This window comes from Algoriphagus litoralis, assembly GCF_003259255.1.
GTDB classification, from domain to species: Bacteria; Bacteroidota; Bacteroidia; order Cytophagales; family Cyclobacteriaceae; genus Algoriphagus; species Algoriphagus litoralis.
In genome coordinates, this window is the sequence record NZ_QGOL01000027.1 from 1 (window position 1) to 23,429 (window position 23,429).

General features: G+C 43.8%; 13 protein-coding genes. 5 read left to right on the top strand and 8 right to left on the bottom strand.

Annotation, left to right across the window (positions count from 1 at the left end; all coding sequences use genetic code 11):
• Positions 1-167: 167 nt before the first annotated feature.
• From DK188_RS20660 to DK188_RS20690, 7 genes are all read right to left on the bottom strand, one after another.
• A complete protein-coding gene (locus DK188_RS20660) occupies positions 168-770 on the bottom strand; it encodes an outer membrane beta-barrel protein (protein WP_111672762.1) in 603 nt (200 codons plus the stop codon).
• 201 nt (positions 771-971) lie between these two features.
• Positions 972-2,624, bottom strand: a complete 1,653-nt coding sequence (locus tag DK188_RS20665) for a peptidase associated/transthyretin-like domain-containing protein (RefSeq protein WP_111672763.1) — start codon at positions 2,622-2,624, stop codon at positions 972-974.
• An 18-nt stretch (positions 2,625-2,642) separates the two neighbouring features.
• Positions 2,643-3,614: a FecR family protein gene (locus DK188_RS20670; protein ID WP_111672764.1), complete on the bottom strand. Its 972-nt coding sequence runs from the start codon at positions 3,612-3,614 to the stop codon at positions 2,643-2,645.
• Positions 3,611-4,192, bottom strand: coding sequence for an RNA polymerase sigma-70 factor (locus DK188_RS20675; protein WP_111672765.1), 582 nt, complete (start codon positions 4,190-4,192; stop codon positions 3,611-3,613). The genes DK188_RS20670 and DK188_RS20675 overlap by 4 nt, the downstream gene beginning before the upstream one ends.
• Before the next feature lie 139 nt (positions 4,193-4,331).
• Positions 4,332-6,677, bottom strand: coding sequence for a TonB-dependent receptor (locus DK188_RS20680; protein WP_111672766.1), 2,346 nt, complete (start codon positions 6,675-6,677; stop codon positions 4,332-4,334).
• A 212-nt stretch (positions 6,678-6,889) separates the two neighbouring features.
• Complete coding sequence (gene tamL, locus DK188_RS20685) at positions 6,890-9,181, bottom strand: translocation and assembly module lipoprotein TamL (RefSeq protein ID WP_111672767.1); 2,292 nt, start codon at positions 9,179-9,181, stop codon at positions 6,890-6,892.
• Positions 9,171-14,297 carry a translocation/assembly module TamB domain-containing protein gene (locus DK188_RS20690; protein ID WP_232825785.1) on the bottom strand — a complete coding sequence of 1,709 codons (5,127 nt, stop codon included), beginning with the start codon at positions 14,295-14,297 and terminating at the stop codon, positions 9,171-9,173. The genes tamL and DK188_RS20690 overlap by 11 nt, the downstream gene beginning before the upstream one ends.
• A 516-nt stretch (positions 14,298-14,813) precedes the next feature.
• Between DK188_RS20690 and DK188_RS20695 the strand changes: the two genes are divergently transcribed.
• From DK188_RS20695 to DK188_RS20710, 4 genes are all read left to right on the top strand, one after another.
• On the top strand, positions 14,814-17,192 hold the full coding sequence (locus DK188_RS20695; RefSeq protein ID WP_111672768.1) for a TonB-dependent receptor: 2,379 nt from the start codon (positions 14,814-14,816) through the stop codon (positions 17,190-17,192).
• The gene (locus tag DK188_RS20700; protein WP_111672769.1) at positions 17,193-18,368 is read left to right on the top strand and encodes a PepSY-associated TM helix domain-containing protein; all 1,176 of its coding nucleotides are present in this window, start codon (positions 17,193-17,195) and stop codon (positions 18,366-18,368) included.
• A 456-nt stretch (positions 18,369-18,824) separates the two neighbouring features.
• Positions 18,825-20,003 (top strand): AraC family transcriptional regulator, encoded by a 1,179-nt coding sequence (locus DK188_RS20705; RefSeq protein WP_111672774.1) that lies wholly within the window; start codon positions 18,825-18,827, stop codon positions 20,001-20,003.
• 159 nt (positions 20,004-20,162) lie between these two features.
• Positions 20,163-21,797, top strand: a complete 1,635-nt coding sequence (locus DK188_RS20710) for a serine hydrolase domain-containing protein (RefSeq protein WP_157963308.1) — start codon at positions 20,163-20,165, stop codon at positions 21,795-21,797.
• Between the two features lie 150 nt (positions 21,798-21,947).
• Here the strand turns inward: DK188_RS20710 and DK188_RS20715 are convergent, their stop codons facing one another.
• Positions 21,948-22,289, bottom strand: a complete 342-nt coding sequence (locus DK188_RS20715) for a winged helix-turn-helix transcriptional regulator (protein WP_111672771.1) — start codon at positions 22,287-22,289, stop codon at positions 21,948-21,950.
• 110 nt (positions 22,290-22,399) lie between these two features.
• Between DK188_RS20715 and DK188_RS20720 the strand changes: the two genes are divergently transcribed.
• Positions 22,400-23,293: an SDR family oxidoreductase gene (locus DK188_RS20720; RefSeq protein WP_111672772.1), complete on the top strand. Its 894-nt coding sequence runs from the start codon at positions 22,400-22,402 to the stop codon at positions 23,291-23,293.
• Positions 23,294-23,429: the final 136 nt, after the last annotated feature.

Genomic DNA, 23,429 nt, shown 5'->3' on the forward strand with positions numbered 1-23,429 from the left:
CGATACCGGGCTACGCTACACCCCGCTTCCTGCTAAAAACAAGCCCAGAGGGCTCTTTTTCTAACGGCATGCAAACATAGCGATTTTAACTCTTGATCAAAGTCGACTCGCTGAAAAAAGAGAATAAATTTTCAAATGAACCGATATTGATCAAGAATAAGCACAGGTTAAAGCCTTCCCCATCTTCCTCCACCGACAAAAAAGCCCAGCGTAAAAGCAAAGTACTCATTGGTAGCGCGGCCGATCACCTCACCGCTGACATTCTGAAGATTGCTAGAAGGGACAAAGTTGTATTCCGCTCCAAGCCGGAATTTATTCAGTTCAACACCCAACCGTACCATGGGTGCCCATGCAAAGTTTGCCTGTAGATTTTCCGCATCTTCGAAATGGTCTCCCTGTACCTCCACATTTCCCAGTGCATAGTACCCAAAACCGGCGCCTACATAGGGAGCAAGGTTACCCTTGTTGAGTTTGAAATAATAATTCGCCGTGCCTGAGACGGAAAGATTTGCAGCCAATTCTCCATCATAATCATCAGGAATTTCGAAATAGGTTACATCTTTTACCATTCCTGTTGCACCCATTCTCAGACCCAGAGCGAGATTGTCCAATAGGAGTACTTGAGGTTCTACATGCACCAAGGCTCCAATGCCACCGTTTTTTGGAGCTGCAAATCCAAGGTCCATCTGGTAGCGGAATCTGCCGGCCTGCTGCGCATAAGCTGTCTGAATAGCAACTAAAGCGATCAATACTGAGAGTAGTTTTTTCATGTTTTTTTAAATTAAAATGCTCTTATCCAAAACTCGATTTGGTTCAGGAAAGAAAGTGTTGGTTTAGTTTCATGGGTAAGACAAGTCAACTTTGACTTACCCCTATGCTTGTTTCAAAAAAAATAAAAAAAACTGTGGGCGGCCTGCTAACCCTGAACCTTTCAGGCTTAGGCTATGGGGATTCAGGAAAATTCAAGGTTATTAAAAAAACCTCACTCCAGCCCGTATTCCTATCCAAAGTTGGCTGGCAATATCATCGACTGGATGGATGTATTCAGAGAGAATTTTGGGATCTGAATAGGTGAACGTCTGCGGATGACCAGTGAAGGAATTGTCATAAACCCGCCAGTTCAGGCTTGGTCCTGCATAGATTCCAAAGCCTTTGACCACTTGCCAATCAAAACCTACATACACCCGATTGACCAAGTTTAATGCTGCCACATTTCCTTTGTTGAGCTGCTGCGCGCTAAACTCGATGTTGAGGTAGGTTTTTTTGCCAAGATTCGGTGAGAAACCGACTCCATAACCAAACGCCCAGGTAGTGGAATCAGCCTGATCTGGTCGTATTCCTGCAAATAGCATGTTGTAAAAAGAGCGGGTACCCGTTCGAAGGGAAATATTGAGCGGCAACATTTCATCTGCACCCACTTCTACTTTGTGGTAGCCCTTTCGGACAAAGCTGATCAGCCCTACAGGAACTCCTGTGGTGCTATCTGAATAGTTGAAAAGGCCAATTTGTGAGCCTGTCACATTTCTGGCAATATTGAGAATTCCACTGACTTGTGCTCCTCTCAAGTCCCGGTAGGTGAAATTGGTTATTCCGGCGATTTGGGTTCCGTCCACACTTTTCGTGTTAAGGTTCATCAGGCCGGCCAATTGGAATCCATTGACTTTTCCATTCGTGAAATTGACTAGCCCGGCGATCTGCGCTGCCCTTACCGAGTCCATAGCAGCATTTGCCAATCCTGCTAGTTGCAGGCCTCGAACCTGCCCACCCACTTGATTGAAAAGTCCCGCTACCTGTACCACTCCGGCATTCCCACTGTTGATATTGAACAATCCACCCAATTCAGCCTTTTCGGTACCACCCGAAAAACCGCCAAGCACATTGAGGGAATAATCGTTGATCACACTCCCGGAGATCTTGCGATTGGTGCCCACAAAGGGAACCAGAGACACCTGAAAACCTCTGTGAATGGTGTCACTGACGTTTTCCAGGTTTTTGAATCCCACGGAGTTTTTGGTCCAAATCCAAAAATTCTTTACCGGCTCTGCAATGCTTTTGCCTAAGTCTTCGGACTTCAACAGGATTTTTTGAAAGGAATTGCCGGACTTATCGATCAAAAGCGTGTCGCTAAAGTCCTTTTTGTTGACTATGAGTTCAAAATTCTCGACTGCGGGATTTTTTACTTCAAACTGAAAATAACCAAACTCATCTGTGATCGATGACTTGAGCGTAATCGGATCATAGATTGTGGCATTTCCGATCCCTTTCCCACTCTCATCTACGACATAGCCACTTACGATCAGTTCTTTTGGAGAATCGGGTTTGGGAGTCAAAATCACATAAACACCCTTTGATTTGAGCTGGACTTTTCCGACAAAAACCACCTCCAGTACTTCCCGTAAGGGTCGGTCGGAAAACTCTCCGGAAAAAGTCCTACTTACATCAATGGCTGACGAACTGTAGGAAAATACGCATCCGGCCTCCTGAGCGAGCTGTTTGAGCAGGAGATCTATTCGTTCGTTTTGTGCCGAAAATGTAATTTTCCGCTCCAGAACAGGAATATTTTGGCTGTGAAGCCTTCCGAATATCAAAAAAAATACGGCTAAAAAAAGTTGCGCTTTTTTCATGTCTTCAGGGTCATGAGATTAAGAGCAGCCTTCGCCACTCAGAATAATTTCATCGCCATTTTCACTTACCTCCAAGCCCATGGTCTCTGAGAGAATCCCAATAATGGTATCAAATTCTTCTTCGGTAAATTCGACGGTGATTTTGCAGGTACCTATTCCACCTGCCAAAGTGATTTTTCTGTCATAAACCGCACTGATCCGATCCACCACTTCCTGAAGATTTTCCTCATCAAACTGGAACGATCGGGTCTTGAATGCTACCACATTGGTATCCGCCTCTGTTTTGCTGTAGCTGCCTGAGGTTTTGTTATAGACTCCTTTTTCCCCTGCCTGAAGCAAAATCCCAGCATCAGTCTGGCTGTAGAATTGCACCGCACCTTCCAATACGGACACCTCAATCTGTTGACTTTCAGGATAAGCTTTGACATGAAAAACTGTCCCAATATCCCGGATGAGCAAGTTTTCAGCTTCCACGGTCCATTGGATGTCCTTTTCTTTTCCTATACTGATCGTTGCCTCTCCGGTGAGTAAGATGGTTCCGGTCTTTTTTCGGGCATTGTATTCGATTGTAGCTTCGGAAGATTTGTTGAGAGAGATTTCAGTCTGGTCGGGCAGGATCTCGGTCCTGACCTGATTTTCGCTCACAAATAAAAATTTCTCTGGCTTGAAAAATTGCTGGTAAAAGAGAAATGAAAATGCCAACACCAACACTAATCCAGCTGCTATACCCCAGGAGGGGAGGATGAACCTAGTCTTGGGTTTCTTTTCTGAAATCCTGCTTTTTACTTTTTCCCAAGCTAAATCCACCTTGAACTCAGGCTGGTCGGGTAGTTGTGCTTTTTCGAAAATGAAAACAGCATCATCCAAGTACTTTTGATTCTCTGAAGAAAGCGCACACCATTCCCGCAGAGCCCGAATCTCACTGTCTGAGGCTTCACCGACAATGAATTTGCCGATCAGATCTTCAATATATTCCGCTTCCCGGCTCATGGATTTAACAAATTGCTCATTAGAATTGCCAACAGTGGCAAGTATTCCTTCAATTGGGCCCGCATGAGTTTCAATGCTTTGCCCATTTGGTTTTCTACAGTTTTCACAGAAAGGTTCAGCTGATCTGCGATTTCCTGGTATTTCAGCTCCTCAAATCGACTCATGGTAAAGATCAGTCGGCATTGGTCAGGAAGAGTCTGAATGGCAGCCTTTATTTTCTCTTCCAATTCTGCATGGATCGATAAGTGATCTGCTGGCTGTGAGTGGACTTCATCCTGTACAGCCTGCTGAGCCATGTAGCGCTGTTTTACCTGCTCATGTTTCAGTTCATTGAGACAAGAGTTTCGCACCGCCCGATAGAGGTAGGATTTCAAAGAAGAATCTATGGAAATGGTTTTCCGTTTTTCCCAAAGCCCGATAAAAGTAGCCTGCACCACTTCCTCAGCTCCGTCTGGATCTTTCAGAATGCTATTGGCGTAGCGGCAAAGCGACTGATAATGGGTTTTGAACAGCATTTCAAAGGCGGGAGTTTGGCCTGATTGTATCGCTAAAAAAACCTGTTGATCCGACTCCTGCATGGATATGAAGTTGCTTTCGATGCAAGATAAGATTTTGGTTTCTTTTTGAAATAAGACAACTCAAAACAGGTTCACCCCTATAGCGCTTAGAAATTTGTTTACCGATGGAATAATTATTCATGAGTATTATTCTGACCGGTTAGAATTCGATCCGATAGCTGAGCAGTGGGATCAAAGGAGTCTGATAGGCGGTGATGATTTCCCCTGACATCGGTTCAAAATAGCTCCCGAAAATGTTTTTTCTGTTGCTTAGATTCTGGATATCAAGGGCAAGTGTACTGGTGGAATTGGGCCTATTCCACTTGAGACTGATCCGAATATCCGTTCTGAAATAGGCTGGATTTTGGTTTTCGAATGCCATAGTTTCTTCATACATAGTCTCTCCCTGGTTGATGGACTCGTTCAAATTGACTGGAGTAGTTCGCAACCCACCACCATAAATACTTCGGAAGTTCATTCCTAAAACCCGATTTTTTTTCAGGTTATATTCTTTTCCGGCAGTCAGGGAGAGGTTTGCGTTGCCATTGTAGCGTGTATTTCTCCAGATATTTTCTTGGGTTTTGTACAGGGAGTTATACAGGGAGGCAGAAAAGAGGAAGTAAAAATTGTTGTGGGTGAATTGTTCCAATGTAAACTCGGCACCGTAATTTTTGCCGTACCCTTCATTGATCAGCGGATCGGTGATGTAGCTCCATTGTTGATTGATGATCGAGTAGGTCTGATCGCTTCCAGGCTTGACGGGAATAGCATAAAGGTATTGGTAGTATCCTTCAATTTTCATTCGGAGAAATGGATTCAATTGGCGGTCATATCCGATGACGAGGTGATGTGATTTGCTGAGGCCGAGATTTTCGTTTGGTTTGATGACTTGACCGTTTTCTTCCATTTCTGCAAAATAGGTCCCCAGGGGTTGGATTTGGCTATGAAGCCCATATCCAAAACTGATTCGCTGTTTTTCGTCCAATTGGTACGAGGCACTGAACCGTGGTTCGATGGAGTTGGTGGAATTCAGCAAGAGATGAAGATAGTGGAGTCCGAAATTGAAGCTGAGGCGCTCCGTGGCTTTTAGGTTGAGCTGTGAAAATGCCTGAATGCTCTGAGTATTTCCTTTTGAATTAATGTAGGTTTCTATCCGGTCTTGATCCTGATTGAAGCCATTTTCTTGGAGGTTATAATACAGCTGGTTGAAGTAAACACCAGTTCTAAGATTGGATCGCGGGGAAAGTTTTGAATTCAAGACGCTGCTTACCGTGATTTTTGAATTCCCAAAATTCTCTGTGTACCATGCTTGGTTTTGGTAGTTTTCATCCAAACGGTCCGTCTGGTCTCCAATGGTATGACCCGAAGCAAGAATGGTATTTTGGAGAAAGTTGGACTCATTGATCATGTAGGCATGCTTGAGCCCAAGTGCGCCTGTATTGGAAAAGTAAGAGGAGCTGTATCGGTCAAAGTCTTCGGTCCACTGCAATGAGTCCTTTTCTGCTTCCTTGGCCTGATCGCTAAGACCCCCAAAACCGAAAATCGAAAAGCTGTGTTTTTTACCGGCAGGCAGGTAGAAATTCAGCGATAAATCCTGAAAATCTGTAGCAAAATCCCCTAGAGGAATGCCTAGTTTAGATAGGAAAGCTAAGGTAGAGTACCGGTAATTGATCAGGTAGGATCCTTTGTAGTTTTTGGCAATTGGCCCCTCAGCGGCGAGGTCTGTCCCCAAAAATCCGGCTTGAAAGGTAAATTCCCGGTTTTCATTATTACCTCTACGCAAACTTAGGTCAAAAACCCCCGAAAGTGCATTGCCATATTCGGCTGGGAATGCCCCGGTGATGAAGTCGGAATTGGCCAGCAGTTGCGAACTAAGAATAGAAATCCCTCCTCCAGAGGAACCGGGATTGACAAAATGATTTGGATTGGGAATGTCTATTCCTTCCATCTTCCAAAGCAAGCCATTTGGGCTGTTTCCTCGTATGGAAATGTTGTTATTGCCATCATCTGTGCCAACGACTCCTGAGAATGAAGCCGCCATCCGGCCCGGATCATTGACCGCTGCCGCAAATTTTCTGGTTTCCTCTACTGAAAATGTTCTGCCACTCACAGTGACCATATCATTGACCGTCCGTTCTTTTTCCGTTGCCAATACCACTACCTCATTCATTTGGTCGATCGACTCTTCCAGTGTGACGGTCAGCACCACTTCTTTTCCAGAATTGACCTGAATCGCTGGGAGGATTAGGTCCTCGTATCCTACAAAACTCACCCTCAGGGTGTACGAGCCTATTGGAACTGCCGTCAGCTTAAAATCTCCATCTTGGTCTGCAATTGCTCCGATCAGGGGATCCACGTTCAGAATCATGACTGTAGCACCCGGCAAGGGGGTTCGGCTGATTTGATCTACTACTTTGCCACGTAAGGTTTGGGTAAGGGACTGGGCTGATACCTGATGGTAGAGTAGTGAAAAAAGAAATGTGAGGACTGTTACTGTTGATTTCATGCTGCTGGTTTAGGTTTCAGCATGGAGACAATCCAGCAAGCGCGTACCCCTATTGAATCAGGTTTATTTTTTTAAAAAAATTGGAAAGAGTTCCAAAATCTGGAGGTATACTTTCATTCCAATCCCTCAGATCGATCATGGTAAGGCTATGGTAAAAGCCATCGAAGGGTCGGGCGAAAGTTCTTTAAACCGTATTTTGTAAGGATTTCTATTTAAAAAGGATACCCTATTGCAAAATTGAAGATCAAGTTTTCTCGTCTCCAGGTTTTGCTTCCCAAATCAAAATCGTTTACCCAACGTTCGCCTTCAGGCAAATAGGGCACACGGAGGGGAACGGCAAGATCAAACCGCACAACGAAAAACTGAATGTCAACACGCAATCCCAGACCAGTACCTACTGCCAGTTCTTTCCACCAAGAAGAACTGAATTTGCCTCCCGGCAATTTCTCATTTTCGTTAATCAACCAGATATTTCCCGCATCCAAAAATGCCGCCCCCTTGAGCACCGAGATAATGGGAAATCGGTATTCGATGTTACCTTCCAGTCGGATATCTCCAGCTTGATCAAAAAATGACTGCTGATCGAAAACTTCGGGCCGGTAGGTTCCTGGACCAAGCGAACGGATCCGGAAGGCTCTGATACTATTTGGTCCACCGGCAAAGAATTGCTTGATGTAGGGAAGCGACAAGGATGAGCCCAAGGGTTTTCCTACACCTGCAAAAAGGCGTGTGGCAATGGTTTGATTTTCTGTAAACCGGAAGTAGTAACGCAAATCTAGGTCTGTTTTGGCATAGTGGGCATAGGGCAGACCCAAAAATTCGCCGGATTCAGACCCGGTTAGATTGCTTGCCGCATTGAGTGCATTCCCTGCCAGATCAATTCCTAATCCGATGAAATAGCCATGCTTCCTAAATCGGTCAGCGAGTTTATTGAAGTTGAAGGTGTAATTGAGACCGACGATAAACTGCCGCTCAAAACTCGTCCGAAGGAAGGGATTGGATTCAAGAATGGTCTCAAATTCATCTGAAATTTCCGATGGATTGACCAAGTTGATACTAATTGGATTGATCTCATGGTAAGCAAATCTATTGGCATTCCAGAAATAGCCATAGTTGGCCGAAATGGTGTTCAAGCGAAACAATCCCTGTCTGTTGAGGTATTCGGTCCGGATGCCCATTTTAGTTTTTGGTACCGAAAAGCTAAAGCGCTCTTTAATAGGGAAGAAAAAAATGACACGGGGAAAGATCAGATCAGCACCCAGCCCGAGTTCCAGTGAGTTCAGTCCTTGAACTTCACCTCTTGAAAGCTGCCATTCGTAGGCAAACTTTGCCGTGAGATTGAGCGTCTCACCTCCTTTAAACAGGTTTTTGTTTTGATATATCAAATTCAGCGCGGGGCCTGCAAAGTTGTTGGATTTGGAAATGGCCTGTAGTTCCGCCCTAACATTCCGTTTCGTCATGGGAGACAGGTAGAAATTCGCTCTTAGGTGTCCGAGCGAATCGTTGGTATCCAGCTCTTCATACCTGAGATTTACAAAGCGGTAATTGCCAATAAAACTCAGTCTATTGCTGGAAAGTCTGGATTTGGCTGGGCTATACAGCGAGTCTTTTTCAATTAGGATGTAATTGTCCAAAAGCTCTGGCTTGAAGACCAGATCGCCTTGGATGTAATTCTTTCCGTTGAGGGTAACCGTATCGATGAGCTCAGCTTTTTCATTGACCGAATAATTTGGAAAAACATTGATTTGATCGATTTTGTAGGGGATTATACCTGAGGTAGGTACCGCGTTTTTCAACCGGAGATACAGATTAAATGTACGGCTGGAGTCACCAATGTTTGTATCTGCTTCGAATATCAGGTACTCATTGTTGAAGTTGTAGTATCCTTTTCTTTTGAGGCCCTCATCTATCCGGCTTCGCTCGCTTTCTAATTTGGAAAGTTCAAAGCGGGTGCCCCGCTTCAATTCAGTATCCTTCATCAATTGGATGATCTCGCGGTCAATCGCCATCGAATCCCGATCTACTATCACCGTATCCAAGAGATAGGGATTTGAGACCTTGACGGCATAATTTACCTCGGCATACTTTCCTTTCCGGTTCACTTCCGAACTGGTGACACTGTAGAAAAAACCTCGATTCTCCAGTCTATTCAGGATCAAATCTTCAGTAGTGGAGGGGTTTACCTGACTGAAATAGACAGGTTCCTCGCCAAGCTTTTTATTCAAAAACCGATTGATGAACCCTGGTTTTTCTTTCGAAGCTTTGTAATGTGCCCAAAGTCCGACATACATTCCTAGGATTTTCTGATTGGGTTCGGGGCGAAGAAGGTTTTCTATTTCTTCGGAGATTTCTTTGATGTCTTCGATTTTGGTTTCAGATTCCAATTCCAATTCAGCCCCGGTATAGAGATATTCGTCTTCGGGAATGAATTTTTTCACGCTGCAACCAAATCCAAGTAGGAGTAGAGAAGCAAATCCAAGAAGTACTGAATTCTTAATTTTCATCTTCTTCCTTTTTAAGTTCATCCTTTTTTTTGTTGGACGTATCTTCCTTTTTCTCTCCGTTTTTCTTCTCGAGTTCATCGATCGGATTCACAGTATTTGTGTTTTCCGAATTACCCCTCCATAGTTCCCGGAAGAGATTGAATTCCCGATTGAAAATCACTCCGAATCCGGTGACGACCAAAGGTCCATCAATGATGCTTTGGAACTCATTGCGCTGGAATCCCTTAAGCCTCCATCGTCCATTTTTTGTCAAGAGGTATTCCAGACTGATATTTCCTATCAAGGCATTGCCTTGCTGCGGAGTCTGAGAACTTCCTTCTACATCCACCTGACTGCCTACCGAAACGATCAGCTTTTCATTAAACAGTTCCTTTCGTGCATTGATGTTGAGCTGGGTTCGTTCCTGAGGTGAATCTCCCTGATAATCGGTGAAGCTATCCAAGTCAAAATCCAACTCTACACCGCTGTCCCCAAGCAGTTTGCTTGAAAGCGCATTGAGTTGACCGGATAGTACCTGACTGGCACTGCTCCGAGCAATCGCTTCTGTACCTCCTCCTGATCCGTCACTCCCAGTGGAAGGAAAGAATCGGTTCAATACCAGAAGGGAGAACACCTGCTTGTTGAGTTCATCCTCCTGCTCGTTTACCTGCAGAACTCTGGAATAGACATTTCCTCCCAATGCTCCCCGGTGGTTTTCCGGCATATCGAGTTGAAAAGTGATTTCTGGACGGAGGAGTTCCCCGTTGACATTGAGGTAAACGAGGAATGGAAGCTCCTGCTGGTATTGGGTTTTTGCACCACCTGACGCACTGGTAAGCTGAGAGGACATGAGTTCAGAGGAAGAAGTTCTGATCTCGTAGATCGCACTGATGTCGAGTGTTGCATCCATCGGGTCACCGTTCCATGAGATTCGGCTTCCCTCAGCAATGGAAAATTTTCGGCTGATCAGATTATAAAGAGACATTTCATAATGTCCTCCTGTGATCTCGTAATTTCCGCTCAAGGTTATGCGCCCATTTGGATTGATCTCCAGGCTAAGATCCGCATCTCCAGAAATCAGTAGATTGTCTCCTGAGCGCTCGTCTACGATCACTCGAAAAGTGGCCTCAGGATCAGCCTGAATGATGGCCCGAATGTCGTATCCTGCAAAGCCACTCGTTGCTTCTTCGGTATTTCGGGTGAGAATGTCATCGGGGTCCCCTCGATTGACGAAGATCACTACTCCTTCACGTGCTACTAGGTCTACTTGTGATTCTGGAATAATGATGGTCAGCTCGGTGTCTTTTTTGACAGTAAGATTTGCTACGACTTCGGGCAGAAGGAGATCGCCGGAGATGGTGACATCTGCATCAATAATCCCTTTCCCAAAGAAGAGATCGTTGTCTTCCCGTGTAGAATTCACGACGGAAAAGCTTTCTGCAAGAAGCCTTAAGTCGAAAGTAGGATTAATGAAACTTTCAGTGAAGATCGATCCATCCACCTGAAAGCTGTTTTTGTTTTCATCCTGAATGGTAAAGTCATTAAAGAATACTCCGGCATTGTCCACCTCGATGGTTTCATTTGCCAAGAGGTAATTGGAATTGAGTTGAGAGACAATAAATGAAGCATCATTGAAGGTGATTTCACCTGAATATTGCGGATCGGATGTCGTGCCGCTAGCCTCAATGAGCCCTGAGATGTTTCCAGATGCATTTCGTAGTTCGCCGCCTGAAAGTCCAGCTATAACCTCCATGTCGATCTGATTGAGATCTAATGCCACATCAAATATCCCTCCTGTTTCACTGGCTTGAAAATCACCTTTCAGGTCTAGATCCATACCGCCATCCTTCAGTGAAAGGGCAAGTCTGTAATCCCCAAGTCTTTCTGAGGTCGCATTGAGACTGAGGTTGCCAAGCGGGTTTTCTAGGATGTTTAAGCTGTCTATTTTCAATTCGCCCAAGATCCCCGGAGCTTCAAAGGGATTTTCCAGAACCAGCCTTCCGTCTATATTTCCAGCAGCTACCAATGAATCAGGATTGAGTAAACTGGTGACATTTTCCAAGCGGAAATTGTCAAACTGGATCGCCAAATGCTCATCTGTAATATCGCTCAAGTCATCCCGAATGGCTACCTCCTGATTTTCTCTGGAGAATACAAACTCTTCCAAATGAACAAATTGACTCGCGAGCTTCACCAAGTTGTTTTCAGGAATATTCCATTCCTTTGAATTGACCAAGAGACCCTCAGGTGACACGTGGACACTAAGTGTATCTCCCGAGTAGCCAATGTCAGAGGCGATGTGATAGGATTGTTCCTCACCCGAAAAGGAATTGAAATCAAGGTAAAGTCGGGATTGCTGCAGCTCTCCTGTGAAATAGGTGCGATCCATAGCCAATGGACCGGCATTTAATGCTAGGAAACCGAATGCGATCGACAGATTCTCGGTGTCGGAATTGATCCGGATTCCCAGACTATCTATTTCGGATCCGCCGTAGTTGACATAGGGGAAATCAATGTTTGCTACAAGTTTGTCTTCGGGTTGACTGAAATCAACCATGATTTTAGCGCTATCCAGTTGCTCCAGCCCTTGTAGAAGAACCTGATTTACTATCGGAGCCTGATTGATGGAGAGATCAAGCAACATGGTGATATTCCCCCTCGAACCCTCTATGGAATCCAGTTTGTCAAGGTGCTGCTTGAGATGGTCAGAGACTGCTGTGATTAGGCTATCCGGAGAAGTGTTGGAACGTAGGGTTCCGTTCAAAATTTGGCTTTTGATAGCGATAGCGGTGGAATCTTCCCGTATTCTGGCATCCAAATTCAACTCACCTACCGGGAAGGATCGCTGATCATATACCACCAAGGCATCCTGAAGCTTGGTGGTCAAGTCAAAACTTGAGGGATTCCCTTTGAAATTCACCTGCAACTGAAGTTTTGCTCGGGTGCTTTGCGCTGCAAATCCGAGTTCAAACAGATCGATTCCTTTCAAGTCCAGGTTCAAGTCGATGATGGACTGCGTGGAATCCAATTCCAAATTGGTCAGTAGATCAAAGTCCAAAAACTCATCCTCCAACCACATGTGGACATCGCCTTTGCCGTTTTCAAGTTGCCCCTCGAGCGCAAGACCGGAGTAGTCATTTCCGTTGATTCGAAGTCGTTGGAAGGAAGAAGTGAGCTTGGCATTGAGGTCATTTAAGCTACTGCCAGATCCATTTGCTGAAAGGGAAAAAGAAAGGGTATCCAGCCCATGATTATCCAACAAGGCACCAAGCTGTAGCTGATCAACCTTCAAGTCTGCATCGAATGCAAGGGTTTCATCGTTTTGGAGTCTTCCGTTTAAAATCAGATCACCCAGTTCCGTATGCAACTTGGCATTTGCCAACACATCATCAATGCTTCCCATAGCATTAGCTGTCAAGAGTATGCTGTCTGGCAGGGCAATGCCCAGTTGAGTTTCGTCGACGAATTTGAGTAAGGTTTTTCGATTGGTTTGGAATTCTATTTTGGGAAAATCAAACGCTAAAAGCTCCGTGTCCAAAGCCTGGGTTAGTTGACCCCTTGCCTTAAGTCGGGTTTCACTCCATCTCAAGTCCAAAAGAGAAACAGAAAGTGCTTCAAGATTTCCTTTTGCTTTTGCTTCGAGTAGGATAGGAGCAGTGGCAACTTCTTGGATTAGTGTGTCTGAGGAAAGTTCCGGGACAAAGAAATAGCTGTCTCTGACATCGAGTCGGGTTTCTGATAGCGTGAGGTCAAGATTGACGGCTTCAGGATGATCGATTAGATTTTGGATAGAGGCAAAGTCCAATCTAGCAATTCCTTTCAGTTGGCTTCGGTTGGTTTCTATCCAAAGGTTATTTAACTCAGATTCTTCACCCGAGAGCGCAAAGTCAAATTGAAGGTTTTTAAGCTCAAAACCTCCTGCTTCGGCAAAACCAGCTTCACTTAGACTAAGCCTGGCTTGATTATTTTCCAAAAATAGCCCTCCAGCTTCCAGTCTAAGGTCGGATAGGATAATTATCTCAGGATTAAAATATCCTTTTTGGGTATTCTGATCCGCGGTTTTGAATTCAACCGAATTATTTCCCAAGGAAATAGCTCCTACTTCTACAGTCCAAGCTGGCCAAGCAAAAGGTGCTGATTCAGGGGAGGGTTCTGCCACTTCAGGAACTTGGTTTCCAAAGTCATGAAACAAAATCCGAGAATCATGAAGTGAAACGGTATTCACTTTGACCACTTGCTTTTGAAGGTCAATTTCCGGTGCCTGAAACGTGAATTCCCCGATATCCAATCCAGCTTTCTGCTGGTCTACTGTGTTATTGTATTCAGCCGAAACATTTGAAAGTCGGACCTTGTCAATAGTCAAAAAAGGTAAGACTGAAGCTGTTGTGTCCTCATCTGTAGGTTCAAACGGTTTGGTTTGGGTGTATAATACTTCCGTATTTAGAATGGAAAGCTCGGAAATTCGATATTCAGATTTTTCCAAATCCAAAACGGGTATCTCTAGAGTCAAGGATTCAAGATTTAGAAAAGCATTAATTCCCATCACCTCATCCAAATAGTGAATATCAAAATCCCTCAGCGAGATGGGCGATAGGGAAATTTCAAGCGGTTGGGATTCCAATTGAGCTGTGGTGTCAGGAGCGATCGGATCCTGCCCATTTTGGGTCACAAAAGCGTCAATTATAAATTCATAGTTGAATTTTCCTGATTGTGCAGTTCGGGAGACATTCGCCTTGAGTCCATCCCAATCCAGTTTTGTGATATGGATAGCCCCGGTTTTAATCAGCGGAATAAGCTCAACTCCAGTCTCCAGGCTTCTAGAATATAGCAATGTGTCTCCCTCGGTATCCTCCAGATATAGGCCTTCCATTGAAAGGTTTCCGGTAAACGTGAGGTAGAGTTTATCGATGGAAACTACAGTTTGGGTCTTGTTGGACACAAAATTGGTAGCTTTCTCCACGACAATATCCTGACCCCATGGACTTCTGATAAAAACCACCAAAAGAATAAAGATTGCCAAAAGGGAGACAACCACAATTCCAATAACTCTTAGTAATGTCCGGATAAATCTTTTGATGATAATAGAATTAATGGATTGGACAAAAATGCATTGCTTTCGGCTAGTTTTGAGAGTCAAGAAATAAGCCAAATTGGGTTCAAAATATTTCTTTTACACCTTCGGTAAAAGGGAAGATGATTTGAGCACCCATTTAGTTGAGAAAGCGTTTATCTCTTAATTAAACTCAGAGCTTGACCTTTAGTTCATTCTGAAGAAAAAGCTTTCCTCTACAGTTTTGGAATTTTCATCGAAAAAGGACCCCGCATCAAGGGTACTAAAGTGTCCTTTAGAATAGATTATTTTTTAAAGTAAAAATCGATTGGGTAAAGAATTTTCTTTTTCTTCTGGGCTTTGACAAGCGATGTTAAATCAAACAAAAGATAAACAGACTCGGAAGTGACGTTTGTCTTAGGATGCCTTCTTCTAAATCCAAAGAGGGTAATTTAACCCGGATATTGGTTTAAGATTTTTTTGGCGGAATTAATTACTGAACAGGTAATCAATAAAATGCAGCAGTCTTATTAAGATTGATTAAAAATAATTTGTTTAGAATGATTCTAAGCAATAGGTTTGTGGCGTCAACTATCACTCCAAATGAATCGCAAATCTTTACTCCTAATTTTCTTATTTTCTACTATCAGTTCTTGGGCTTTCGCACAATCAGCGACTCTTAAGGGCCAAGTTATTACATCGGACAATCAGGCATTGGAATTCGTCAATGTTGGAATTCAAGGCTTGTCCAAAGGCTCCACTACCGATCGCTATGGTAGGTATGAGATCAAAAACATCGAACCTGGTACCTACACCGTTTTTGCTTCTTTTGTAGGTTTGGAAAAACAGGAGCAACAAATTACCCTCGCCCCTGGGGAGACGGCTACTTTGAATTTTTCAGTAAAGGAGAGTTCTACCGACCTTACTGAAGTAGTGGTCACTGATTTTTCATCCAACAGGTTCTATTCGGACTCCAGTTTTACTGTGGGCAAACTCCCGCTTCGGGATTTGGAAAACCCGCAAGTCTACAATTCGATTTCCGGAAAGTTGCTCCGTGAGCAGGTAGTTACCTCAATGAATGATGCAATCAAAAACGCAACGGGCGTAACCCGACTGTGGGAATCTACTGGAAGGGGAGGAGACGGTGCGGAATTTTACGCCATGCGTGGGTTTTCGGTACAACCAACCCTGATCAACGGAATGCCGAATGTGAACAACGGAGCCTTGGATCCAGCAAATATTGAAACTATTGATGTGATCAAAGGTCCATCAGGAACCCTCTTTGGCAGTGCGGTGATTTCTTATGGGGGATTGATCAATATCACCACCAAAAAGCCCTTTGATCTATTCAAAGGTGAAGTGGGATTTATCACAGGAAGTTTTGGGATGAACAGGTTGACGGCAGATGTCAATGTTCCGATCAGTGAATCCACAGCAATCCGTTTCAATACTGCATACCACTCCCAAAACACTTTTCAGGACGCAGGCTCCCGCAGATCGATTTTCTTCGCTCCATCTTTTAAATTCAAAGCCTCTGAGCGATTGACCTTCCTGATCAATACGGAGTTTTTGGAGTCCAATTCAGTCAATGCGCCAATGATATTCTTAAATAGAAATGCGGAGTTGAAGTTTGACCGAATCGATCCTTTTTTGGCCAATTACGAGCGTTCTTTTACAGGAAATGAGTTAAGCATCCGTAACCCAAGTTACGGAATTCAGGCCCAGGCACTGTATACCTTATCGCCCAACTGGACTTCCCAAACGGTGATTTCTCGAAGTTCAACTCAAACAGACGGATATTACCATTACTTATTTGATGCGGGGGATGGAGATTCATTTACCCGATTTATTTCAGATCGAAATGGGCAGACGATTACTACAGACGTCCAGCAGAATTTTATCGGAGACTTTACACTTGGAAAGTTCAGAAACCGAATGGTCATTGGTCTCGATTATTACGACCAAAGCATCTTCAATGGAAGTACAGGCTGGGTAGCCAATGGCGCAGTCAAACTTTCCGATGGCAGTGATACAGGGATTTTGACCCAGGCTGGAGTGGATGAATTGCTTCGAAATTCTTTTGAAGGCAATTCTACCGGCAAGAGCACCGTATTCAGCGCCTACATTTCTGATGTGATCAACCTCAGATCTAACCTATCGGTAATGGCAAGTTTGCGAGCAGACCGCTTTGAAGGGAAAACAGATTATTGGATTGAAGAAGAGGTAAAGAGTCAGACAGCCCTATCGCCCAAACTTGGAATTGTGTACCAGCCAATCCAAGACAAGGTTTCAGTTTTTGCCAACTACATGAATGGCTTTGTCAATATTGCCCCGCGCACAATAGCTAATGTGGACGGAACTAACCCAAGGCTTCAGGCATTTGATCCGGAGCAGGCCAATCAAATGGAATTTGGAATTAAGGCAAACCTGCTAAAAGACCGATTGGCAGCCACTGCAAGCTATTACGATATCCGTGTAAAAAACCGCCTGATCAACGATCCTGACAATCCCAACAATTCCCTGCAGGCAGGTGAAGTGGAAAGCAAAGGCTTTGAGCTGTCGCTGGTAGCCTCACCTTTTGAAGGTATGAGTGTGATCGCTGGCTATTCCAAAAACACCGCAGAAGTCACGAAAGATAATCCGATCAATGGCTATCTCGGCCTAAGACCCGAAGAAGCAGGGCCTGAGGAATTGGTCAATTTCTGGTTGAGCTATTCGATTCCTGCAGGTAGCTTGAAGGGCTTTGGACTTGGTTTCGGTGGCAATGCTGCCTCCGAGCATCTTACGCTAAACCGATCCAATGGAACCTTTGCTATTCCTTCATATCAGGTTTTCAATGCGGCAATCTCCTACACCAGCAGTCAGTACCTTTTGGCTTTCAAAGTGAATAATCTCAGCAATGAGCGATACTTCTCAGGTTGGTCTACGGTGACGCCTCAGGCTCCAAGAAATGTGGCACTCAGCTTTAACTATCGATTCTAAATGAACCTGAAGAAAGCAATTGGAAAAATTCACCTCTGGCTCGGACTCTCGTCCGGGCTTGTGGTATTCATAGTAGCAGTGACTGGATGTATTTATGCCTTTCAAACAGAAATCAAAGACTTAACTTATTCTTTCCTTTTTGTAGAGCCGCAGTCCAAATCCGTTCTTCCTCCTTCTCAGATTACCCAAATTGCTCAAAATGCCTTTCCTGAAGGCCACTTGCACGGTATCCTATATCCAACTGCGGAGCGTTCTGTTCAGGCGATTTTCTTCAGCTATGGAGAAGGAAATGACCATTACAAAATCGCTTATATCAACCCTTACACTGGTGATCTGCTCAAACTCAATGATGAATACGCAGACTTTTTCAGGTTAGTCCTTGACGGGCATTTTTACCTTTGGTTGCCTCCTGAGATCGGCCAACCTGTAGTTGCTTCCTTTACGCTGGTATTCTTGGTAATGGTCATTTCAGGATTGATTCTTTGGTGGCCCAAGAAGAAAAAGGGAGCAGAGAAAAGTTTCAAGATCCGTTGGACAGCTCGCTGGAGAAGGGTGAACTATGACCTGCATCAGGTGCTTGGATTTTATGTGATGATCTTTGCGCTGGTATTTGCTATTACTGGCTTGGTATGGGGTTTTACCTGGTTTCGGGACGCTTACTATGCAGCGACTACAGGAGGCAAACAATTCATCGAGTACTATGCGCCTGCTTCTGACTCCACCCAATCCTACACCGGAGAGATCCCAGGAATCGACTTGGTTTGGAACAAAATGCGTGCAGAATATCCTGAGGCGGAGTGGATCGAGGTGCATCCGCCGGACTATGAGCATGGATCTTTCGCTGCCAATGCAAATCCTGACGCATCAACTTTTTGGAAGATGGATTATCGGTATTTTGATCAATATACCTTGGAAGAACTGCCCGTGGATCATGTCTGGAACCGCTTTCATGAATCCAGCGCCGGAGAGCTATTGCAGCGGATGAACTATGATATCCATGTTGGAGCCATCGCAGGCTTACCCGGTAAAGTACTTGCCTTTTTTCTCAGTGCGATCATTGCTTCATTGCCAGTGACTGGATTTCTGATCTGGTGGGGGAGAAAAAAGAAAGAGAAAAAAGCCAAAGTCAAAAGCACTGTGCAGGTGTTTCCAAAAGTGAAGGAAGCTGCATTTTGAGGTTTAATTCTGCAAAAAACAGAGTTTAAAGGGTAGGTTTTGAGGTAGATATCGTAGTCAGCTCAGTTTAACCTGCCTTTTATCCTTTTGTGTTCTACAGCAAAATCCGCATTCCAAAGAGGGTGCAGCTTTTAAATTCAGGTGGTTTGGTAGTGGTGTCGAATTGTGTTTGAAAAACCAAAGCAAACTACGAATTACACGCTGTTCATTTTTTTTGCCAGCAAAGCCAGGATCAGTAATTCTTCATTTGAATATTGCTGAGGCCATTCGGGAGGAGAACGTATATTCATCCCGCTAAATGGAGGGGATTTCAAAGGGTGAGCTAGGTATTGGACAGTTTAGAGAATAAATTATCTCGCAGAAATTCAGGTTTACTGTACCTTGCCTATTCAGAAGTTGGGCTAAAAAAATCTTCTTCCTATTTTCTGATCGATGGTAAACCAAGAACCTATTCCCATGTTTTTTAGCTTCAATGACAAAAGCAGTTTGCTATTTCTGTTCTTTGTACATGGATTGATCTTTTTTGTACTACTCCTGATTAAAGGACTGAGAGATGACCACAAGCCAAGCCTTTGGCTGGGTATGTTTACTATCCTTTCGGTATTGTACATCATGCCTTTTATGCTCGGATATGCCAATTGGTATTCTAGAAATCCGTACCGCGATATCTTATTTTATGTTCCATTTCAGCAGTTGCTGATACTTCCTCCTGTCATCTATTTCTACCTGAATTCCCTACTGGACAGAGATTTTAGATTCATAAAAATCCATTACCTGCACTTCCTTCCGGGATTAGTTTATCTGATTTATTCGCTGGTCGTTTTCCTTGTTGATCAGGTTATTCTTCAGGAGTATTTTTTCTATGAGGACGGAAGAGACAAGGATTTTTTATTTGAATACCAAGCGGCCGGATTTTTTTCGCTCTTGATCTATCTGGTGCTGAGTTTGAGGATTTATAAAAAATACCAGGCTGTCACCTTTAACTCGTTTAGCCATGCCGATTCGCTCAGTTTCAGATGGGCAAAACACTTTTTGATCGCTCTGCTGGTATTGGTTATCCTTAGAGGTTTGTTTTTTATTCTTAATCCAGAATGGGATGCCTTTGGTCGGAAATTTTGGTATTATTTTCTTTTTGGAGCAGTGCTCTATTATGTGTCGATGGCAGGGTATATGTCCTCGATCCGATCCCTGACCGCCCTTGGTGGATTAGACCGTTTGAGGGACATTGGCCAGGATTCCGAGCTTCCGGCTTCAGTGGAGGTTCCAATTGAGACTGAAGTGCCCTTGCCGGATGATTTGGAATTTTGGAAGGAAAAAATCGAAAAACTGATCGTAGAGGAGCGTTATTTTGAAAATCCAGAGCTCTCTGTTTTTGATCTTGCGCAGAAGTTGGAGACGTATCCGAAAAAAATATCCCAAACCATCAATCTGGCTTTTGAGATGAATTTCAATGATTACATCAATCAGTTTCGGGTCAAAGCAGTCATCGACAAAATTGAACATAAAAAAGATCTGAACTTGACCTTATTGGGGATAGCTCTGGAATGTGGGTTTAATTCCAAATCGACCTTCAACAGAGCCTTCAAACGGTACACCGGAGCAAATCCAAAGGAATACTTCGGCAAAAAGGAGTAAAAGGGGTGTCAAATCAGGATTTGAAGCGAGAGAATTTGGTATTTGTTCCATCCTTGAAGAAAAATTCAAATGAAATCAAGCGGGACTCGTACCTCACATATTGGTTCGGTATTTAGAGATGCGAGATTCCATAGGGCCAATAAAATTCCAACAAAACACATGAGAGTACTTCTAGCCTTTGTTTTAGTCCTTTTTCAAACCAGCGTCATTCTTGCTCAGTCTCCACTATCTCCAGATTTGATCCAAAAACTTGATTCAATAGCCAAACAGGACGTACCTGCAAAGGCTCCAGGGATTGCGACCGCCATTATTCAGAATGGAGCAGTCATCTATGCGAAATACGCCGGTATTGCCGACTTGGCTGATAGCAGTCTCATTGATAAATCCACCCGGTTTAACATAGCTTCTAATGGAAAGCAATTCACTGCACTGGCAGTTTTAAGTCTGGTTTCAGATGAGAAACTCAAACTTGACTCGGATATCAGGGCGTTTTTTCCAAATCTGTTTCCGGACATCAAATCTTCCATAACCGTAAAAATGCTGCTAAACCATACCAGTGGTATTCGGGATTGCTACGATCTTTGGTCTCTGATGGGGTATACGTGGTGGAAGCAAGGCTTTGATAATGCCGATGTGTTGCACCTGTTGGCTGCACAAAAGGAGTTGAATTTTGATCCGGATAGTGCTTATAGCTACAGTAATTCCAATTATATCCTTTTGGCTCTGATCGTGGAAAAAGTATCAGGAAAGACATTCCGGGAATTTACCAGCGAAATGTTTCAAAAGCTGAACATGCCTAATACCGCATTTGAAAGTGATCATACCTCCATCAAAGGCCCCATTGCCAGGGCCTATTTCAATTTCAGTTCGTGGACGACCTATGATTGGATTTGGGAGGTAGTAGGTGATGGAAACCTATTCACCACCCTGGAGAATCAGATCCAATGGGAAAAACTGGTACAGGGCAATGGCAAGTCAGCTTTTGACCCAAAGCTGATTGAGGAAAGCCAGCAAACTCTTACATCATCCAAGTTTCCCAACTATGGCTATGGGCTGGAGTTTGGCCAATACCAAGGTTTGGATTATGCCTATCATGAGGGTGCTACTGGCGCATGGAAGGCTACAGTAGTGAGGTTTCCGAAGCAGAATTATTCTTTCCTGACGCTGACCAATACTGGCAAATCCATTCCTTCCTCCCAAACTCGGCAAATGGTAGACGCAGTCTTTGGGCTTGAAGAAACACAAAACACCCTGATCACCAAACCTGAGCGGATTGGGGAATATGTTAGTGATTCGGAGCTTCTAGGTACTTATCTGACCGAAGACGACTTTGCATTTACTTTTGAAATGCGGGAGGATAAAATCTTCTTGCTTCGCGTAGGAAGGAACGATGTGGAACTGGAAAGGGAATCAGCAAATGTATTTCGACAGAAGTTTGATCCTGCTTTCAAGCAGGAGTTTACGACCAATGCGCAAGGAGAAAGACAGGTCACAGCCTATTATATAAACCATTCACCCTATTCACTGATAAAGACCAAACCGATTAGGAAAGACTTTGATTACAAAGGAATCGATGGTGAGTATCTGAATAGTGAAACTGAAACTCAAATCCGGATTGAGCACCTCGGCGGGGAAAACTATGAAATCACCTTCCGTGGTGAGGATAAAAGCAAGGGATTGTTAGTCTCTGACACCAAGATTTTGGTTGATTTTTACAGTTTCGAATTTCAGGATTCAGGGTTTCTTTTGAATGGGGGAAGGGTGAAAAGGGTAAAGTTTGAACGGGTTGATTAGTCTGATTTTCCCCCATTTAGGCGCTTTTTCAGCTATCGGTTTCTAAGTTTAGATACCTCAATGTCCCTTCCTATTCGAATGGCAATCGACAGAAGCTATTGTTTAAATCCTAGTTTAATCCCAACTAATCTGAGTCAACCTGTGATCTGGTTACGATGCTGAGAATAGTTTTTTCCGGTGATTTTTGCCCCATTCTCGTAGGGCTACGATCACAGAATCCAGGCTTTTGCCGTATTCGGTGAGGCTATATTCCACTGAGACGGGGATGGTGTCATAGACTGTCCGCACTACAAGTTGATTGATTTCCAGATCCCGGAGTTCCTTTGAAAGCATTCTTGGGGTAATTCCTTCTACGTCCCGCTCCAACTCTTTGAACCGCTTTTTTCCAAATGAAAGAGCGATCAAAATCGGGAGTTTCCATTTTCCGTTGATGATATCCAAGACATCCCGTACCGGACGGATAAATTCAATACATTCTTTCGAGCTGTTCATAGTTTCGATAGGTGCTATATCCAAGTATAGTGCTATACGTGAGTATAGTACTTACTAATGTATAGTGAAGTTAAGCATCTTTGAATCATATAAAACAAACGAAGCATGTTATGAAAGTATTAGTTTATGGTGCAAGTGGATCTCAGCAGTTTCCTGTTATTGCTGCGTTGAATGGAAAAGGAGCAGAAGTGTTGGCAACGACTCATCGGGAAGCTAAAGTTGACTTGTTAAAGAATGCCAAAGCTAAACCCGTAATGGCAGATCTGTCAAACAGAGATCGGTTAGTTGAAATCACAAGAGGAGTGGATGCCGTTTCTCTTTTGGTTCCTTTCTTTCTTGAAAATCCATGGGATGGCTTGGATTATGCCAAAAATGCAATTGATGCCGCAGTACAAAATAAAGTGAAACTTCTGGTTTGGAATTCCAGTGGATTTATTCTGCCTGTTAAAATTGGGAATCCTTCTCTGGATATACGGATTGATATTGCGGCATACCTACAAGCAAGCGGACTTCCCCACATCATTATTCAGCCATCTGTATATGCCGAAAATCTTCTGGGTCCTTGGACAGCGCCCTATGTAAAAACAGAAGATACAGTGACATATCCGACACCTGAGGAAATGCCTCTAGGCTGGATAGCAACCAAGGATGTAGCAAATCTGGTTGCTGAAGCCATTTATAGCCCTCATTTAGCAGGACATTCCTTTCAGGTAAGTGGAATTGAAAATTTGACTGGAAGCCAATTGGCAGAAAAATTTTCCGTTGGCTTGGGAAGAAAAATAAATTACAGACAAATGCCTCCTAAAGACTTTGGAAAAATTCTTGACGATCTTTTTGGTGAAGGTGCGGGTAAAGGAGCCGAAGCCATGTATCAGGAAATAACCGATTCAAAAAATTATCCCTCAATGCATTCTTCGTTGATGCATGATGTTTTGGAAAAACTTCCAGTACAGTTGACAGACTTGGAAGTTTGGGTTGCTGAGCATCGCCGACTTTTTTCATGAGCTCCAGGTAAAAATTGATACTAAATTTTGGGAAAGGGTGAATTACGCCTTTTCCCATTCATTCCTAAGCTCGATCTGGTAGTTGCAAATCTTTCTTTTTTGTGAAGGTTCTAAAAAAAAAGCTCATCACCGTTTC

Bases quoted from the DNA above. Each gene is read 5' to 3' on its own strand.
- DK188_RS20720 (WP_111672772.1), top strand. From the start codon at position 22,400: ATGAAAGTATTAGTTTATGGTGCAAGTGGATCTCAGCAGTTTCCTGTT.
- DK188_RS20710 (WP_157963308.1), top strand. From the start codon at position 20,163: ATGAGAGTACTTCTAGCCTTTGTTTTAGTCCTTTTTCAAACCAGCGTC.
- DK188_RS20660 (WP_111672762.1), bottom strand. From the start codon at position 770: ATGAAAAAACTACTCTCAGTATTGATCGCTTTAGTTGCTATTCAGACA.
- DK188_RS20695 (WP_111672768.1), top strand. From the start codon at position 14,814: ATGAATCGCAAATCTTTACTCCTAATTTTCTTATTTTCTACTATCAGT.
- DK188_RS20675 (WP_111672765.1), bottom strand. From the start codon at position 4,192: ATGCAGGAGTCGGATCAACAGGTTTTTTTAGCGATACAATCAGGCCAA.
- DK188_RS20715 (WP_111672771.1), bottom strand. From the start codon at position 22,289: ATGAACAGCTCGAAAGAATGTATTGAATTTATCCGTCCGGTACGGGAT.
- DK188_RS20680 (WP_111672766.1), bottom strand. From the start codon at position 6,677: ATGAAATCAACAGTAACAGTCCTCACATTTCTTTTTTCACTACTCTAC.
- DK188_RS20665 (WP_111672763.1), bottom strand. From the start codon at position 2,624: ATGAAAAAAGCGCAACTTTTTTTAGCCGTATTTTTTTTGATATTCGGA.
- DK188_RS20705 (WP_111672774.1), top strand. From the start codon at position 18,825: ATGTTTTTTAGCTTCAATGACAAAAGCAGTTTGCTATTTCTGTTCTTT.
- DK188_RS20700 (WP_111672769.1), top strand. From the start codon at position 17,193: ATGAACCTGAAGAAAGCAATTGGAAAAATTCACCTCTGGCTCGGACTC.
- tamL (WP_111672767.1), bottom strand. From the start codon at position 9,181: ATGAAAATTAAGAATTCAGTACTTCTTGGATTTGCTTCTCTACTCCTA.
- DK188_RS20670 (WP_111672764.1), bottom strand. From the start codon at position 3,614: ATGAGCCGGGAAGCGGAATATATTGAAGATCTGATCGGCAAATTCATT.